We start from the raw sequence: 16159 nt of genomic DNA on the forward strand, positions 1-16159 counted from the left end.
TGAAATGCAACAAACAGGGACCCTGCTAATCGGGGTCCCTGTCTTTTTATGCATGATGACGTATCGGCTTGACGGTTTGTTCCGTCTCCGATTTGTTCAAATACAAGTAACTTCCGGCCACGAACAACGCACCACCGACAATATTGCCGAGTGTGGCGAAGAATAGATTGTAAAGGGCACCGCTAAAGGTGACGAGGTCCGACGGTACATAGTGGAGCGCGAGAGCGAAAACGCCCATGTTCGCAATTGAGTGCTCGAATCCAGCGGCGAAAAATACGACGACCGGAAGCATCGTCAGCATAATCTTCGCGACATCATTGTTCGTTTTGAGTGGCATGAAGATGGCCAAACAGACGAGCACGTTACACAAGATTCCTTTCAAGAAAATAGCAAGGGCGTCTCCACCGATTTTCTTCGCGGCGACGACAGCGAGCAAATGGTCACCCGTCACGTCACCCATACTATGAGCCCCGATGACGAGAAGCGATAGCAAGACGGCACCAATCAAGTTACCGACCCAACTGAGTCCCCATATCTTTACGAGGTCGAACCAAGCGACACGTCCTCGTTTTGCACCAGTGTAGAGATACATGGTGTTGCTCGTGAACAACTCTCCCCCCATCCAGACGATGAAGACGAGTGCCACCGAGAAACTGGCGCCCGCTATCAGCATCGTACCGGGGACATCGATGAACATGTTTCCGACGGTGAATGAGAAGACGACTCCAATCCCGATTAAAAAACCCGCGATTATCGATCGCAACATGTATTGAGGAAATGAATGTTGAAGCAATGATGATTTCTTGAATGCGGCTTCTTCCATATAATCGACGACTTGCTTTTCCATGAAAAGACCTCCTTTAGACCCTTTCAGTCTAGGAGGTCGACGTCAAGTTTGCAATTGTTTTCACAAACTTTCAAGAAGTTCTCAAGAAACCGTTCACATCGCTGCCACGAGTTCAACTTTGATGCGGTCCGGGTCTTCAAAAAATAGTGCTGTATAGTTTGGGCCACCTGCGTGGGGGAAGCGGTCTGCGTACAATTCACGAAACCCGCGGGATGCAAGTTGTTGCCGCACTTCTTCTAGTTGTGCGAGGGAGGACGCATGAAATGCCAAGTGGTTGAGACCAGTCTTTTTTCGGTGATACGGTGGCGCAAGGTGAGTCTCTTCCGTTTGAACGAACACGAGATATGTCTCGCCGTAACGATAACTCCGTCCTTCTGGCCAAGATTGATAGAGCGTGTAATCAAGTTGTTCACAGAGGAGCCATTCCCAGGCACGTATACTGTCGTGTAGGTTTGAAACGTAAAGCTCAACATGGTGAAGCATGAGAATCATCCTTTCGATGGACGTTTGAAAATGGTCCGTTCGGTATAATTGAACTATACAACGAATGAGGGAGGAAACGTATGGATCGGACAGGGCTCGTCTCAAATATTTTGATTGCCGGAAAGACCGGTGTCGGAAAGAGTGCGTTTATCAACTATATATATGGACATGACGTCGCCGAATCGCGTGCTGGAAGTCCGGTCACCGCAGAAGGACTTCACGAATATGAGTATTACGATTTAGAGCGGGGTATCTTGTTTCGTTTTTTTGATACGTGGGGGCTCGAAGCAGACCGCTCTGAAGAGTGGCATCAAGCGATCTTATCCATCGTCCATCAGCGTGAAGGCGCGCTCGATATCGCGGAGTGGTTTCATACAATTTACTACTTGTTGTCGGTGCAGTCAGGACGTGTCGAGGCATACGAGCTCGAGGCGATTTTAAAACCTTTATATGAGCGGGGGAGCAACGTCACCCTCATTCTGACTAACTTCAACGAAGACGACCCGATGAGTGTGCAAAAGGCAGAGGCGATGGAACGGGTATTGTTACGCGAACTGCCGATTGAAGAAGAGGACATCATCCGTGTCAACAGTGTCGAAAAGAAATTACTGACAGGGAAACGCGTCCCGGTCAAAGGGTATGAAGAGGTATGGAAGCGGAATCGGACGAACTTGTGGAAAGACATCGAACGAAAACTCCCCATCAATCTGACGAATCATCTCCTAGACGAGTTAGAGGATTGGAGAATTCGGAGTATCGCTTCGGCAGAGACGATTCGGATGCTGACCCCGCAAGCAATGATCAGTTGGAAAGCTAGAAAAATAGAGAAAGATTTAGAAAATACGCTTGAAGCGGCCGCTTTGACGACGGAAGAGGCGATGGCAGAAGGGGTGCGTCATTATATCCAACTCATGCAGCGGTACCCACTCGTCGGAGAGCAAGCAGACCTTTTGTTTAGAACAAGACGAGTTGAGCTCGGATTTGACTACTCGTTCGGAAAAACAGTTCGAAAGATGGTTCTCGGAATGATTCCTGGAGTGCACTTCATCTACTGGGCATTCAAGCGTCGGGCGGCAGAGCGAGGGATTAAAAAGGCCATCGAGCAACAATATGCATCTGTAAGACAAACGATTGAAGAAGAGATTCGACGCGGCTTTGAGCGCGAGATGGGTCAGCTTGGTCGCACGCTCAACTCATAAGGGGGAAACGTAAATGGAATCGACGAAACGATTTGATTTTAAAGATTATGATTTAAAGGCAGAGCTCGAGCGGCTACGGGGCAATGTCAAAAAACCAAACATCCTCATCGCGGGAGCAACGGGAGCAGGAAAGAGTTCTGTTGTGAACTACGTGTTTGGACGTGATTTGACGAAAGTAGCAGCCGGGGAACCGGTCACAAGAGGAATTCATCAATATACGAGTGATGATATCGCAGTCACCTTGTTCGACAGCGAAGGATATGAGATCGGGAGTGCGCGGCAACAACATTACGAAGAGGAAGTCATCGGGTTTGTGGAGAACGCAAAGCGGCAAGAGGCATCCAAACGAATTCATCTCGTCTGGTATACCATCAACGCTGCGACAAAACGTGTCACAACACTCGACAAGGCCTTGATTCGCCGTCTACGTGAATCGACCGCTGTCGCTGTCTTATTCACACAAATCGATCAGGTCGATTTAGAGGAACTGACGGCATTACGGAATGAACTGAATGGAATCCTTCCGGAAGAAGCGATCTTCCAAGTCAGCATTTCTTCGGAAATATTGAACGATGAAGCGTTGCGTCAATATGTGGATTGGGAACGACTGATTGCGTGGTCGGTTGAACAGCTAGATGCTTCCTTGCAGGAAGGGCTCTTGATGGAGATTCATGCAGAGAGTGAAGCGATGCTCAAGTTAAAGCGTAAAAAGGCGAATCGAATCATCTCTGGCTATGTCGCGAGCGCAGGAACGGCTGCTGCGGTTCCGCTCCCGTTTGCTGATGCCGTGGCATTGACGCCGATTCAAGTGACGATGAGCGTCCATCTATTTCGCTATTGGGGTGTCAAAGCGAGTGATGATTTGTTGAAGACGCTCATTGGAAGTACCATCATTCCACAAATCGGTCGCACGTTATCGAAAACGATCTTATTGAACGTCATGAAGTTTTTCCCGGGAGCGAACGCCGCGGCCGGTGTCATCAATGCGACCGTCGCATCAGGGATCACGTGGGCCATCGGACTCGCCATTAACGAAATCGCCTATCGAAACGCTATGGATTCATCGAAAACGATTGAACAGTTGTTAAATCAAGAGTTCGGGTCACTGTTTGAACAGTATTTGAAGCAAAAGCCGAAGTCGGATCAACCCTCTTAACGCTTTCCATTTGTTAGACTACAAGTAAGTGTAGAGAGGGGGAGAAAGATGAAGAAACGAATCTATATTACGCGTCGCTTGCCAGAAGAGGCAGTCGAACCGCTTCGCGATCAATACGATGTGCGCATGTGGAAGCATGAAGGGGAAAGTGTGCCGCGAGAGGTGCTGTTAGAAGAAGCGTCATCTGCGCATGCGCTCTGGACCATGCTCAGCGACACGATTGACCGTGAAGTGTTTGAGCGTGCCACACAGTTAGAGGTCGTCTCCAATTTGGCGGTCGGATATAACAATATCGATTTGAACGCAGCGAAAGAGAATAGCGTCATCGTCACCAACACACCCGATGTCTTGACGGAAACGACAGCAGATTTGACGTTTGGTCTCATGATGATGACGGCACGACGTCTCGGAGAGGCGGAACGTGACTTGCGCGCCGGGGAGTGGAAGTCCTGGCTGCCGATGGGCTACGTCGGGATGGACCTTTATCAAGCGAAATTGGGTATCATCGGAATGGGGCGAATCGGTGAAGCGGTCGCACGTCGGGCAAGAGGATTTGACATGGAAGTTCTATACCATAACCGGACACGGCGACATGAGTCGGAGTCGATGTATGGCTTCACCTATGCGGAACTCGATGAACTATTGACACAATCCGATTTCGTCGTCGTTCTCGCACCGCTCACGGACGAGACACGGGGAATGCTCGGGGCTAAAGAGTTTGCCAAGATGAAGGAAACATCCATTTTCATCAATGTGGCTCGTGGAGAAATCATCGATGAAAAGGCGCTATATGAAGCACTTAAAGCGAGGAAGATTTGGGGAGCGGGATTAGACGTATTCACAAAAGAACCAATCGACCTCGGTCATCCATTATTGACGCTTCCGAACGTGACGACATTACCGCATATCGGGAGTGCAACGATTCGGACACGTCTGGCGATGATGGCATTGAATCGAGATGCCATCACAAATGTGCTCGAAGGGAAAGAACCGAAGAATCGTTTGACGTAAGAAGAGCCTGACGCGGGTGCGTCAGGCTCTTTGTTACTATGTTAGAAACGTCGGATATTATCCGGATCTTCTACGTCATTTCGATAAGCACGATCATCGAGACCACGTAGTTTTTCCTCGCGATCTGGATTCTTCGTTTCTTTATCCAGTTTATCTTGCTCCGGGTCTACGGGATGGCTTGGGTCGATGGTCTGAGCCTCACGATAAGGTTTTGAGTCGATTTCCAATCCATCGTCAGTATGACTACCGAGATGAGTCGATGATGCGTCTTGATATGGTTTCGAATCGACTGTCACCCCGTCTTGATGACGACGTTCAAAGTCTTCATCCACATAAACGAGGATTTTCCCGGCTTCTACATCGTCATAGTGACGTTTTACTTCCTCTTCGCTCAGTCCCATGTTGCGTAGACCAGCGTGCACGTCTTCATGACCGCTGAGGAACGCCCGAACCTTATCGAACCAGCTCGCTTGATGGGTCGCTTCCGTATGAACATCTGTATCACGTCTCAAAATCGAAACGTTGTCTTCATGTTTTGTGACGACATAAATGTGTGAGTCTTCATACCCTTTCGCTCGCAACTCCTCGATTTTCCCAAGTGCTGCATCCAGCGTATCGTGCATACTGATAAATCGTTTCTCATTCATAGTCGTTCCTCCTTATAATCGGCGATGATCTTCTAATCCAGAATGACCGCGTACAATCGGATCATCCTTTGTACCACGTGGATTCTCGTCGTGATCGTTAAATGGTTTCGCGTCAAAGGCGATCCCATCCGCTTTTTCCCCTTTATCATGATCGAGCTCACTGTCTTTTTTATACATGTTCGGATAGCGGTCGTACGAGTGTCGATCGATGTAGAGTAGAATCTGTCCTTCATCGATTGCATCATAATACTGTTCCGCTTCGGCATCGTTTAGCCCCATATTCCGTAACTCATCACGAATGCGGTCACTTCCGTGTAGGAATGCTTTGACACGGTCAAGCCAATTGACGTCACGGATACCGGACTCGGCATTTACATCCGTGTGATCACGTAACGCAGAAATTTCCCCGTCCCGCTTGGCGACAACATGCATATTTTTTTCAGCTTCCCCTGCAGCTTTCAGCTCTTCCACTTTGTGCATGACTTCCTGTTCTGTCTGGAACAGGCCAATCATTTTTCGTTCTGACATCGAATACCCCCTTTAGAATTTCCAATCTAAAACAAGCGTCACAATAGGAGTAATTTCCGTTCTCGCCATAATCGAAACAAAAAACGCCATCTCCTAAGAGGAGTGGCGTGGTTAGTAATAAAGCATGAGCGTATCGTCTCCGAGAGAACAACGTGTACTCTTCCAGACGAACTCGATTAATGTCCAGATGGCCATAAAGCCACTGATCGCCATTAAAATGAGCGCGTAGAGTGGGGTCAACTGAATGATGAATGACCAACCAATTGTCATTAAGAGCGGTTGAATCAGAAAGATAGACATGATGTAGACGACAACGATGAGCAAGGCGAATGCAATACGCCGACCGAGCGTCTGGATGTAATGTCGAAAACGGGTCAATATGCCGAAGATAGCACCGGTCACGAGGACGGGTAACAGGAAGGCCAGATAATCAATTGGATACGTCGACATAGGGGCGGTGAATAGTCGACCGCTAAAGACATCGTCAATCACGAGCAGTAAGTTGGCGTAGGCAAATGCCAAAATCATACCTAGTAGCCAGCCGAAGCGGTTCCAAATCGTACGAGACGATTTGAGTGCTTCAATCTTTGTGTAGGCGAGGAAGGCAAGGTCGCGCACTTCGATTTCTTTTAACGAAAGCTTGGCTTCGTCCAATTGATTGACGGCCCAATCGAATTCCCGGTTTGCTTGCGCTTTTTCATGAGGTTTTAATTCATCCGAGGCATCGATCAACACGTGATAGCGTCGACGATATTCTTCATTTGTTTCGGGTTGTTCAATGAGGAAACGAGCGTATTCCTGAGGATCTTGGTTTAAAAGACTTTCGAGCGACTGACCACTTTTCTCTGCATGTCGGATATATCCAGCAAGTGCGAGTAGATGGCGATCCGCTTCTGCCTCATTTCCAAGTAGTTCGATGAGGCGCTGGCGCACGTCGTTAAAGAACTGTTGGACGTTCGGGTCGTGAATCATATTCGGTTCCAGGGAGATTCCTCTCCTTTCTCGGTTTGTCATGGTCAAGCCGGAGGTTCGTCGTTATGAGAAAGTTTAAGTGACTCGAAATCACCTTGCTCGATACTTCGAATCAAAATTTCGCTTCCACCCATATTTGTCGAAAGCGGGATGGAGTAGACGTCACAAAGACGCATCAATGCGCTCACATCCGGTTCATGAGGTTGAGCAGTTAATGGGTCTCTGAAAAAGATGATCATATCCATCTCCCCGCGTGCGACGGCAGCACCGATTTCTTGGTCCCCTCCAAGCGGTCCGGATCGGAAGCAATGGACAGGCAAGCCGGTCGCTTCAGCGATTCGCTTACCCGTTGTACCGGTCGCAAACAACTGATGTTTCTTTAGTATATGGGTGTAAGTTTTAATGAGGACGATTAAATCATCTTTCTTCTTGTCGTGAGCCACTAAAGCGATATTCATCCTAAATTCCTCCTAACATGACGTCTCTTGTTATTCGTATCATATTTGACTTCATTTGGCACGATTTCTCTCTTAAACTAACGTACCCATTTCCAATGAATCGTAATAGTCATGTAAACGAATTGACTTACAATTCAGGTTTGATGATTTTGAAATATAGGTATGTATGAAATAGCACTGTTAAATAAAAACAATCATTTCATGTGAAAAAGGAGGAAGATTCGATGAACAACACAACGTATAACTTCAATACGTTCATGTCATGGCTACCAGAGCTTTTGCTGGCAATTGTTATTCTTGTAGTCGGTTACATCTTGGCAAAAGTATTGGAAAACGTGACACGTAAAGCATTGAAGAAAGCACGACTCGATGAGCGAGTGGGTATTCAAAAAGATGGGGAGAAAGGAGAAAAGTGGACCCCTGAACGCATTATCGGGAAAGTCGTGTTCTTTGGGGTATTACTCCTCGCATTCCTGATCATCTTTGAATTCATGAACGTTCCAGCCATTACGGAACCATTCAGTCAAATTTATGAAGGATTCTCTGGACTGATTATCGGTGTCATCAAAGCCGGCCTGATTTTACTCGTTGCCTGGGTCATCGCTACCCTTTTGAAAAAGGGGATTCAAATGGCGGGACATCGTTTGAATTTGAGCAAGTTGATGGAAAAAACGGGGCAAGAATCGACAAGTGTCAATCAAACGAAGTGGGTCGACACGGTCGCGAACATCGTCTTCTATCTCGTGCTCTTATTGGCGCTACCGGCTGTACTTGATGCCCTTGGACTTCGTGGGGTCAGCGGACCATTCGAAGACTTATTGAACAGCTTCCTCGGATTCATTCCGAAACTTGTCGCAGCGGCGCTCATCTTCGCAATCGGTTATGTCGTCGCGAAGATTGTACGTGACATTTTGACGAAGTTCCTTGAAGCAGCAGGGTTAGATCGCTTAGCAGAGCGATTCCATCTTTCTGATTATGTGAAAGGATCGAGTCTTGCGAAAGCGATCGGTACAATCGTCTTCATCTTCATCATGATTCCGGTGACGATTTCGGCGCTTGAAGCGCTCGATATTCGAGGAATCTCGGAACCCGCGATTGCGATGCTCAATGATGTCCTTGTCATGATTCCAGACATTCTCGTTGCAATCGTCCTCGTCCTCGTCGGGGTGTTCGTGGCAAGATGGTTGAAAGGGGTCGTCGTATCCCTTCTTGAGAATCTTGGCGTCAACTCGTTGGCTCAAAAAATGGGTTTCGGGGAACGTGCGTCTTCGATGTCAATCGCTCAAGTGGTCGGTGTCATTGTCCAAGTAATCGTGATCTTGCTCTTCGTATCTGAAGCACTTCAAGTCGCGAATCTTGAGTTCATGGCATCTCTTGCAACAGCCATCTTTGCTTACTTGCCGATGGTCATCGCAGCACTCATCATCTTGGCAGTCGGATTCTGGTTGGCGAACATGGCAGAGCGGTTGGTCGGAAGTGTACTTGTCGATGGAGCAGGACAACCGAGTGCGCTTCGCTACGTAGCGAAGTATGCGATTCTCGGACTCGTCTTCTTCATGGCCGTTAGCCAACTCGGCATCGCACCGGTGATTGTCAATACAGCATTCCTTCTCATTCTTGGGGCCGTTGCCCTCGCCTTCGGTCTTGCTTTCGGTCTTGGTGGTCGCGAGACGGCGGCACGTTATTTGAAAAAGGCGGAGCAACGCATTGATGAAACGGAAGTTTCAAAAGAAGGTCTTGAGCAGGAGAAAGAACAGATGAGCCGCGAAGCGGAAGCTGCAAAACAACAAGCGAAGCAAGGCGTGGAGCAGTCGAAACATGAAGCGGAACAATCGAAACACGAGTTGAAGCGAGATGTTCAAAATCCAAAAGTTGACCATGTGGATGGACCGGAACCGAATCCGTTCCATGAAAACATCACTCCGGATCAGGACAATCGATCACTTGATGATAACGATGGTCCGTTACGCCCATAATCGATGCTTGAACGGGTCTCCTACAAGGAGATCCGTTTTTTTGTGTTCAACTCAAGCATAAATCTGGTCGATAGTAAAAGAAAAGAGTGTAGGGGTGAGGGGAATGTTTGAACGTTTTCAACGGACGCTCGTGATGAACTATATCATCGGCTCGGGTTTGGCCGTCTTTGGAGTAGGTGGTGTCTTTATTTTTCAAACGCTTGACCTGTCCATTCGAGAGATTTTACTACTGTTAGGCATCATGTTGGGGTCAGGGATAGTTATGATTTTCTCAGAACTACTCTTATACCGTCGCCACATTCGACCGATACGACAGCTTTTTATGATCGAATCCCCATCGATTGACGAATTGACGTCGGCATTCGAACAAGCGAGTCGATTCCCGATTTTAACGGTGCAACGGATTTTAGGTCCTCATTTGTTTGGATTATCCATCCCGTCAATTGGTTTAACCGCCGTTTTTATTCAGATGGGGTGGATTGACTTACCTTATCGTTTGATCGGCTTGGCTGCAATCGGGGCCGTCATGATTGCGGTACTACATGCCTTGATTGAATATTTTTTGACGGTTCGATCGGTTGAGCCATTACTTGTATACATGAAAGAAAGGCATCTCGAACTTTATCATCTGCCTATTCATGCAACGTATCGATCATTTAGTGTCCGAACTAAATTATTGATCAGTATGCTCATTACGGGTATCTTTCCCATCATGTTGTTCATGTTGGCGTCGAGTGTCCAATTGTCGACTTCGACTCGAACGGATACGTATTGGAATTGGGCGCTCGTGATTCTTGTCATCATCGTCGGAATTGCGGTGTTATGCAGTTTCTTACTCTATGACAACATCAAACGTCCGATTGGATTTTTGACGTCCGGCATCGAACAGATGGAGTCGGGACAACTTCAGAAAATCGAGAATCCGTACTTAGATGAGTTCGCCCAACTGATTGGGGGATTCAATCAAATGGTTGAGACGGTAACTGCTCGTGAACAAGAAAACGCACAGCTGTTAGACAGCCTCTTCATTTTATTCGCAGCAACGCTCGATGCACGTGATCCCTACACAGCAGGTCATTCGGAGCGTGTCGCGATGTATTCCGTTGAGCTTGCTCGCGCCATTGGCTTACCGCATGCACAAGTCGATTTACTCAATAAGTCAGCACTTCTACATGACATCGGGAAAATTGGAATTCGAGATGACGTCCTACTAAAAGAAGGGAAGCTGACAGACGAAGAGTTTTCAAAAATTCAAGAACATCCGACCATTGGCATCCATATTTTGAGTCAAATTCATTTACCTGCATCGCTTCAACCGATTTTAGCCGGAGTTCGATCGCACCACGAACGAATCGATGGGAAAGGATACCCGGACCGCTTACATGCGGTCGACATTCCGTTATTCGGAAGAATCATGGCGATTGCCGATGCTTATGATGCCATGACATCAGATCGACCCTATCGGTCAGGAATGCCAGTGGAAAAGGCGCTTTCCATATTGGAGAGCGGTCGGGGAACACAATGGGACGCGGAATTTGTGGACGTATTCGTCCAGCTTCGTCGTCAGGGCATATCAGCATAAGAAAAGGAGCAGCACCTCGTGTGCCGCTCCTTTGTCATATAGTTTGAAAGGCATATACCCCGAATACAGCTCCAATGACGACAACGACGAGGTTGACCCGTAGTAGCGCCAGGAAAGTGGCAACCACTCCTCCGAATAAGGCAGACGAGGTGGTGGTCGTGGAGGATAGGACGCCCGGAAAAATCAAACTAGCCAGTACCGCATACGGGATGAAGGAAAGAAATCGTTTCATATATGCCGGTAACGCCAATTCCTTTAGCCAGAGTAGCGGGACAAGGCGAGGGAGATACGTGACAAGTGCCAATCCTAGAACGAGTAGAAACAACGATATCATGTGACCTCTTCCTCCTTAAATACGAAAGCACCGATTCCGGCTGCGACAACGGTCGCGACGATGATTCGAATCCCATCTGAGATTGAGAAGAACGGGGTGATGACCCAATGGAGTATGGCTTGAATAATGATAGCTAAGCTTGCTACGACGAAGACAGGACGAGTCGTTAATGATGGAACGAGTAACCCGATGAACATCGCATATAGCGCAATCCCCATACTCGCCTGTAATGTGCTTGGAAGACCGAAGGCGAGGAAGACCCCCATCCACGTCCCGACGTTCCAAGCAAGAAATGCGATTGTATTCAACCCGAGCACGAACATACCGGAACGGGCCTCTTGACGAGTAGAGGCGATGCTGAACGTTTCGTCGGTCACACCAAACGCGATGGTAGCTAATAGTCTTCGAGATGTACTCTCAATCCGTTGGGATAGTGAGGCGGACATTAAAAAATGGCGAGAGTTTAGAATGAACGTCGTCAAAATGATTTCCCAATACATCGAACCGGCCATCAGAAGTTGTACCGTAATGAACTGACTTGCCCCGGCAAAGATCAAAAAGGACATCGATAATGTGATAGTATTCGGCAAGTTGAAAGATTGTGCCAAAAGACCGAAGGCAATCGCAATCGGGATATATCCGATGGCGACGGGAATGCCGGCGCGTAGTCCTGCGCGAAACGTGGGTTGCGGTGAAGTTGGTGATGTGGGATGAATCGAAGTCGCCATGATAGCCCTCCTCCATAATTAAGATGATTTCTATGTCATTCGGGATGAATAAACGGTTTCCTGCTCAAATGATAAAAAAGAGGGTATACATGTATCGTTAAGGAGGGTGATCACATGAGTCGTGCTGAAGAATTTTTGGCATCCTATCATCGAATCGAGGACTACTTGAGTCGAGAGATGGGAGATGGGCAACATTTCAGTTTTAGTAACATGGTGAATCGGTTAGCGAAACAAAATCCAATCATCGACCGGTATAAAGAAGATTTACATCAGATGAGTCAACTACGAAATGCCATCGTCCATGAGCGGCGTGAACCTGATTTTATTATCGCGGAGCCACACGAGTCGCTTGTTGCATTGATTTTAGAAGTAGAGCGAGAGCTCCTTCATCCACGTCTCGTCATTCCATTGTTTGCGAAATCGGTGGTGACGTTTCAGTCGGAAGATTTTTTGACGGAAGTACTCCGGGAGATTCGAGATAAAAATTATTCGCAATTCCCTGTATATCATGACAATGGGGCTTGGCGCGGACTGTTGACGAAAAAAGGAGTGACCAGTTGGCTAGCCGAAACAATCGACGGGCCCAACTTGTCACTCAAAGGAGTTCGGGTGAAGCACGTGCTCCACCACGATCCGCATATGCACCGGTATCGATTCATTCGAAAGGATGCGACCGTAATCGAGGCACAGCACTGCTTTACGCAAATGAAAGAGGGCGCACGATATGACGCCCTTCTGATTACAGAGACCGGAAATCCGGATGAACCGCTACTCGGCATCATCCGTCCTCAAGATTTATTGAACGCGCTCCGTTGAGGCGAGATGTTCAATGGCGACCTCATATTGGGTAACGGTGTTGCCGAGGACGATTGGTTTCACTTCTGAAGTCCCGTCATCACGTTTCTTATGGGCGTGCTTATAAGCATTGCTGTCGCGCCAGTTCTCAAAGCTGTCTGCATCACGCCACGTGGTCATGATGACGACATGATCCATCGCCTCATCAGACGTATCCGTCAACACTTGCATACGGACAAAGCCATCCATCGCTTCGATTCCTTTTGTCGTTTCGAAGCGTGCTTTGACCGCGTCGGCTTTCCCTTTTTCAACGTCTAGTTTGTTCATCACAATCCACATCCCACATTTCCCCCTATACGAATAAGATGACTCCATTATAACGTGAACAGGGAAATGCCTGAAAAAGGATGCTCACTCAACGTCTGCTCCACCATTCTTCGAACGCCCAGTTCTTCTGCTTCATCATCGTCGCTTCAGTGACACCGACATAACGCAAATGCCAAGGTTCGTAATTGTATCCCGTGATTTTCTCTTTTCCTTTTGGATAGCGGACGATAAATCCATAGAGATGGGCGTTTTGAAGCATCCATTTCCCTTCAGGCGATCGGTCGAAGGATTCATATAGGCCTAGCCGCATGCGTTGACTCGTCATATCAACGGCGAGACCCGTTTGATGTTCACTGTGACCGGGACGTGCCACATATTTTGAAGCGTATGCGACCCCACGTGTGTTGACGTAATAGGCATAGAGTGACTTTTGTGTCGAGTAAGATCGGTAGGCGCTAAGGGCGTATAACGTATGACCTTGCTTCCGACCCGCGTAATACAGTTTAGCCAGAGCATAGGCTGCCTCCGCCGTCATCAAGGTCCGTTCACTCCCTTTTTGATAAACAGTTGGAATGGTTAACGTGACAAGTTGTGGGGAACGATAAGTGGACGGGAGTCCATTCGCCTTGTTGACTAGTCGTAAACGATCGGCAGATGGCATCTTCGGGATACCAGCTTTCAAGTTGGCAGATGGAGTGAAGTACTTCGTATTTCCGATGTAGACGTTCGACCAACTCCGATTATAGGTCGTATAGCGGACTGGGACGTTCGTTCGTAGCGTCTTAAGGATAGGGGAAGATTGCATGGCACGACCGTACAAATAGGTCGTTTTAATCGTGTAACCTGGTTGTGGGGACGAGGATGCCGCTGTCACTGGCGACACTTGAAACAACAGCAGACAAATGACAAAAATACGCAGGGACTTCATGGCAAAACGCCTCCTCGAGAGTTAGATGATGTTCCTTTTCCCGTTTTCTTGATAGACTGTGCATCTTTAATCCGCCTTTAGGTCGGAAGAGGATACGGCTTGGGTCCGATGAAGGTGGGCATGAAATCCGATACAATAAAGATAACGAATGAGATCGTAGAGAGGAGTGAGCGAATGGAAGCTTTAGTCGGTTTACCACTTTTATTGCTCGTCCTATTCTTTGCCTTTTTGTATTTTAATATCAAGGGCTATCGAATATGTGGAAGGACTATAATCGAACGAAATCGATGATTCCGCTTGGTTTTTTCATCGTCGGGATTATCGGGATTTTCACAGGAGTGTGGACGTGGCTCGTCATTTTGATTTACTACGTCGTCCGACCGAAAGACTAAACACTGTATGCAGACGCATACGGTGTTTTTGCTATACTGAGGACGAGGTGTTGAGATGGAGAAATTGATAAAAGCATGGTTTATCGTGACGTTGATCACGTTCGGAATCTTTAAGCTTGGTGAAGTGATGACGACCCCTTACTCGGAAACACCGAGTGAAGGGAATCTATACTGGATTGTTCTCTTAATTGGATGGCCGTTTCTGTTGTTGTTTATTTGGATCACCGTTCGTTTGACACATCGAGTCGTCGCATCCGTGCGACCATTTGGAAAGGTTAGTTTAGCGATTGGAAGTTTCGTCATGGCTGGTATAGCTTGGATGACTAACCAATCGCAGGCGGCGTCTCTTCGAGAAGGAATTCGTTTGTCAGCCAATGAGTCGTACGCAGCAGGATGGAACCAGTTCACGAATATCATCTATATGAATCAGCTGACGTTCTTCCTTTTGACGGTCAGTTGTATGGGAGTAGGAATTCTCTCATCATTCTTCCTGAACAAAAAACAGCGAGACGAAGCCGTGTGAGCTTCGTCTCGCTGTTTTTATAGGTGTTCTTTATAAAGACGTGCATAGCGATCCGCAGCGATGATGGCGTCAGCAACTTCTTCAGGTGTAACATCGAAACCGCTATGAATCGTTTCGCCATCTGCCGTGGCCGCTTTCCCGACCTTCAAGATATCGTCTCGAGATGCATCTTTCAATTTGATATCTTCAAGTGTGACCGGTAAGTCGAGTGCCATATAAAAGGCAACATACTGCTCGAACTCTTCTTGAGGGCGTCCTTCGAGTGCGAGTTGCACGAGTGTTCCAAATGCAACTTTTTCACCGTGCGTCAAATGGTGGATGTCTCCTTCAAGTGCGGTGAATCCATTGTGAATGGCATGGGCTGCAGCCAAGCCACCACTTTCAAAGCCGAGCCCGCTCAATAAGGTGTTGGCTTCCACAACAGCTTCAAGCGCAGGTGTGACGACTTTTGCTTTCACAGCTTCATACGCTTGAATCCCATATGTGAATAGAACCTCTTCACACCGTTCGGCAATCGCCTCCGCCGCAAGTGTCGGGACACCGCCAGCCATCGTCTTGCCTCCGAATGCCAGGACACTTCGCACTTCCACCCACGTGGCCAATGCATCGGCAATACCTGACGCTAAGAAGCGTGGCGGTGCTTGTGCAATCAATTCCGTATCCACAAGGACGAGATCCGGATTCTTTTTATAGAAACGGTAGCTTTCGAAATTGCCTTCATCTGTATATATGACCGACAATGCGCTCGTCGGTGCATCCGTAGAGGCGATGGTCGGTACAATGACGATACGCGCATCCAATTCATCTGCGACCGCTTTTGCTGTATCGAGCGTTTTCCCACCGCCGAGACCGATAACAAACGCTGTTTCATGCTTCTTAGCGTCTGTAGCGATTCGAATGATTTCGTGCTTCGACGCTTCTCCGATGAAATCAGCTTTCGTCGCCTTGAGCTGGCTCGCTTGCAGAGACTGGGTCACCCGTTCGCCGATCAACTCCCATACGACGTCATCCGCGATGAGTAAAGCGTTGGAACCGAAGTGAGCGACAAACTCTCCGATGCGATCAATCGTTTGTTTCCCTTGCACATACTTGGCCGGACTGATGAAAATGCGTTCTGACATAGTGAACTCCATCCTTTCATATCAGGTTTGGTGTAAGTGCTTACAAGGCAATCATACTACAACTGGTAAAAAATATACGTGAAGATTACATGAAGAACGGCAGCTGACCAAGCACAAGCAATAGGATGATGATGGCGACGACAATGAGAAAT

General features: G+C 47.8%; 19 protein-coding genes. 8 read left to right on the forward strand and 11 right to left on the reverse strand.

Annotated elements, in window-relative coordinates; genetic code table 11:
* Positions 1-46: 46 nt before the first annotated feature.
* Both KNO68_RS09990 and KNO68_RS09995 read right to left on the reverse strand, forming a co-directional pair.
* The gene (locus KNO68_RS09990) at positions 47-847 is read right to left on the reverse strand and encodes a formate/nitrite transporter family protein (protein ID WP_078146031.1); all 801 of its coding nucleotides are present in this window, start codon (positions 845-847) and stop codon (positions 47-49) included.
* Between the two features lie 93 nt (positions 848-940).
* Positions 941-1330, reverse strand: coding sequence for a VOC family protein (locus KNO68_RS09995; RefSeq protein WP_215112443.1), 390 nt, complete (start codon positions 1328-1330; stop codon positions 941-943).
* An 80-nt stretch (positions 1331-1410) separates the two neighbouring features.
* On the opposite strand from KNO68_RS09995, the gene KNO68_RS10000 reads away from it, so the two are divergent.
* From KNO68_RS10000 to KNO68_RS10010, 3 genes are read left to right on the forward strand one after another with little or no spacing between them, the layout of a single operon-like run.
* A complete protein-coding gene (locus KNO68_RS10000) occupies positions 1411-2529 on the forward strand; it encodes a GTPase (RefSeq protein ID WP_215112444.1) in 1119 nt (372 codons plus the stop codon).
* 13 nt (positions 2530-2542) lie between these two features.
* Positions 2543-3685 (forward strand): YcjF family protein, encoded by a 1143-nt coding sequence (locus KNO68_RS10005; RefSeq protein ID WP_215112445.1) that lies wholly within the window; start codon positions 2543-2545, stop codon positions 3683-3685.
* Positions 3686-3733: 48 nt separating this feature from the next.
* Positions 3734-4696, forward strand: a complete 963-nt coding sequence (locus KNO68_RS10010; RefSeq protein ID WP_214688954.1) for a 2-hydroxyacid dehydrogenase — start codon at positions 3734-3736, stop codon at positions 4694-4696.
* Between the two features lie 41 nt (positions 4697-4737).
* Here the strand turns inward: KNO68_RS10010 and KNO68_RS10015 are convergent, their stop codons facing one another.
* The 4 genes from KNO68_RS10015 to mgsA form a co-directional block, all read right to left on the reverse strand.
* On the reverse strand, positions 4738-5343 hold the full coding sequence (locus KNO68_RS10015; RefSeq protein WP_214685007.1) for a YflT domain-containing protein: 606 nt from the start codon (positions 5341-5343) through the stop codon (positions 4738-4740).
* A 12-nt stretch (positions 5344-5355) separates the two neighbouring features.
* The gene (locus KNO68_RS10020; RefSeq protein ID WP_078146037.1) at positions 5356-5871 is read right to left on the reverse strand and encodes a YflT domain-containing protein; all 516 of its coding nucleotides are present in this window, start codon (positions 5869-5871) and stop codon (positions 5356-5358) included.
* A 111-nt stretch (positions 5872-5982) separates the two neighbouring features.
* Entirely contained in the window at positions 5983-6843 is an 861-nt protein-coding gene (locus tag KNO68_RS10025) for a hypothetical protein (RefSeq protein ID WP_078146038.1), read from the reverse strand.
* A gap of 44 nt (positions 6844-6887) precedes the next feature.
* The gene (gene mgsA / locus KNO68_RS10030; protein ID WP_078146039.1) at positions 6888-7301 is read right to left on the reverse strand and encodes a methylglyoxal synthase; all 414 of its coding nucleotides are present in this window, start codon (positions 7299-7301) and stop codon (positions 6888-6890) included.
* Positions 7302-7525: 224 nt separating this feature from the next.
* Between mgsA and KNO68_RS10035 the strand changes: the two genes are divergently transcribed.
* Together KNO68_RS10035 and KNO68_RS10040 are read left to right on the forward strand one after the other, a co-directional pair.
* Positions 7526-9277 (forward strand): mechanosensitive ion channel, encoded by a 1752-nt coding sequence (locus KNO68_RS10035; protein ID WP_214757626.1) that lies wholly within the window; start codon positions 7526-7528, stop codon positions 9275-9277.
* 103 nt (positions 9278-9380) lie between these two features.
* Entirely contained in the window at positions 9381-10859 is a 1479-nt protein-coding gene (locus KNO68_RS10040) for an HD-GYP domain-containing protein (RefSeq protein ID WP_214691366.1), read from the forward strand.
* Between the two features lie 34 nt (positions 10860-10893).
* Here KNO68_RS10040 and KNO68_RS10045 read toward each other — a convergent pair whose 3' ends face one another.
* Positions 10894-11193, reverse strand: coding sequence for an AzlD domain-containing protein (locus tag KNO68_RS10045; protein ID WP_074035113.1), 300 nt, complete (start codon positions 11191-11193; stop codon positions 10894-10896).
* Positions 11190-11921 carry an AzlC family ABC transporter permease gene (locus KNO68_RS10050; protein ID WP_078146042.1) on the reverse strand — a complete coding sequence of 244 codons (732 nt, stop codon included), beginning with the start codon at positions 11919-11921 and terminating at the stop codon, positions 11190-11192. Before KNO68_RS10050 ends, KNO68_RS10045 begins: the two co-directional genes overlap by 4 nt.
* Positions 11922-12035: 114 nt before the next feature.
* Between KNO68_RS10050 and KNO68_RS10055 the strand changes: the two genes are divergently transcribed.
* Positions 12036-12737, forward strand: a complete 702-nt coding sequence (locus KNO68_RS10055) for a CBS domain-containing protein (RefSeq protein ID WP_215112446.1) — start codon at positions 12036-12038, stop codon at positions 12735-12737.
* Here the strand turns inward: KNO68_RS10055 and KNO68_RS10060 are convergent.
* Positions 12717-13055 carry an antibiotic biosynthesis monooxygenase gene (locus KNO68_RS10060; protein WP_074035108.1) on the reverse strand — a complete coding sequence of 113 codons (339 nt, stop codon included), beginning with the start codon at positions 13053-13055 and terminating at the stop codon, positions 12717-12719. The genes KNO68_RS10055 and KNO68_RS10060 overlap by 21 nt on opposite strands.
* Before the next feature lie 76 nt (positions 13056-13131).
* Positions 13132-13971, reverse strand: a complete 840-nt coding sequence (locus tag KNO68_RS10065) for a M15 family metallopeptidase (RefSeq protein WP_078146043.1) — start codon at positions 13969-13971, stop codon at positions 13132-13134.
* A 257-nt stretch (positions 13972-14228) separates the two neighbouring features.
* Here KNO68_RS10065 and KNO68_RS15055 point away from each other — a divergent pair, with 257 nt between their 5' ends.
* Together KNO68_RS15055 and KNO68_RS10075 are read left to right on the forward strand one after the other, a co-directional pair.
* Positions 14229-14363: a hypothetical protein gene (locus tag KNO68_RS15055; RefSeq protein WP_270812518.1), complete on the forward strand. Its 135-nt coding sequence runs from the start codon at positions 14229-14231 to the stop codon at positions 14361-14363.
* A 55-nt stretch (positions 14364-14418) separates the two neighbouring features.
* Positions 14419-14886, forward strand: coding sequence for a hypothetical protein (locus KNO68_RS10075; RefSeq protein WP_214688947.1), 468 nt, complete (start codon positions 14419-14421; stop codon positions 14884-14886).
* Positions 14887-14903: 17 nt separating this feature from the next.
* Here the strand turns inward: KNO68_RS10075 and KNO68_RS10080 are convergent, their stop codons facing one another.
* The gene (locus KNO68_RS10080) at positions 14904-16007 is read right to left on the reverse strand and encodes a glycerol dehydrogenase (RefSeq protein WP_214685021.1); all 1104 of its coding nucleotides are present in this window, start codon (positions 16005-16007) and stop codon (positions 14904-14906) included.
* Positions 16008-16159: the final 152 nt, after the last annotated feature.

This window comes from Exiguobacterium sp. s75 (assembly GCF_018617145.1).
Lineage (GTDB): Bacteria > Bacillota > Bacilli > Exiguobacteriales > Exiguobacteriaceae > Exiguobacterium > Exiguobacterium profundum.

Coding starts and splice junctions, on each gene's coding strand:
- KNO68_RS09990 (WP_078146031.1), bottom strand. CDS start 847: ATGGAAAAGCAAGTCGTCGATTATATGGAAGAAGCCGCATTCAAGAAA.
- KNO68_RS09995 (WP_215112443.1), bottom strand. CDS start 1,330: ATGCTTCACCATGTTGAGCTTTACGTTTCAAACCTACACGACAGTATA.
- KNO68_RS10000 (WP_215112444.1), top strand. CDS start 1,411: ATGGATCGGACAGGGCTCGTCTCAAATATTTTGATTGCCGGAAAGACC.
- KNO68_RS10005 (WP_215112445.1), top strand. CDS start 2,543: ATGGAATCGACGAAACGATTTGATTTTAAAGATTATGATTTAAAGGCA.
- KNO68_RS10010 (WP_214688954.1), top strand. CDS start 3,734: ATGAAGAAACGAATCTATATTACGCGTCGCTTGCCAGAAGAGGCAGTC.
- KNO68_RS10015 (WP_214685007.1), bottom strand. CDS start 5,343: ATGAATGAGAAACGATTTATCAGTATGCACGATACGCTGGATGCAGCA.
- KNO68_RS10020 (WP_078146037.1), bottom strand. CDS start 5,871: ATGTCAGAACGAAAAATGATTGGCCTGTTCCAGACAGAACAGGAAGTC.
- KNO68_RS10025 (WP_078146038.1), bottom strand. CDS start 6,843: ATGATTCACGACCCGAACGTCCAACAGTTCTTTAACGACGTGCGCCAG.
- mgsA (WP_078146039.1), bottom strand. CDS start 7,301: ATGAATATCGCTTTAGTGGCTCACGACAAGAAGAAAGATGATTTAATC.
- KNO68_RS10035 (WP_214757626.1), top strand. CDS start 7,526: ATGAACAACACAACGTATAACTTCAATACGTTCATGTCATGGCTACCA.
- KNO68_RS10040 (WP_214691366.1), top strand. CDS start 9,381: ATGTTTGAACGTTTTCAACGGACGCTCGTGATGAACTATATCATCGGC.
- KNO68_RS10045 (WP_074035113.1), bottom strand. CDS start 11,193: ATGATATCGTTGTTTCTACTCGTTCTAGGATTGGCACTTGTCACGTAT.
- KNO68_RS10050 (WP_078146042.1), bottom strand. CDS start 11,921: ATGGCGACTTCGATTCATCCCACATCACCAACTTCACCGCAACCCACG.
- KNO68_RS10055 (WP_215112446.1), top strand. CDS start 12,036: ATGAGTCGTGCTGAAGAATTTTTGGCATCCTATCATCGAATCGAGGAC.
- KNO68_RS10060 (WP_074035108.1), bottom strand. CDS start 13,055: ATGTGGATTGTGATGAACAAACTAGACGTTGAAAAAGGGAAAGCCGAC.
- KNO68_RS10065 (WP_078146043.1), bottom strand. CDS start 13,971: ATGAAGTCCCTGCGTATTTTTGTCATTTGTCTGCTGTTGTTTCAAGTG.
- KNO68_RS15055 (WP_270812518.1), top strand. CDS start 14,229: ATGTGGAAGGACTATAATCGAACGAAATCGATGATTCCGCTTGGTTTT.
- KNO68_RS10075 (WP_214688947.1), top strand. CDS start 14,419: ATGGAGAAATTGATAAAAGCATGGTTTATCGTGACGTTGATCACGTTC.
- KNO68_RS10080 (WP_214685021.1), bottom strand. CDS start 16,007: ATGTCAGAACGCATTTTCATCAGTCCGGCCAAGTATGTGCAAGGGAAA.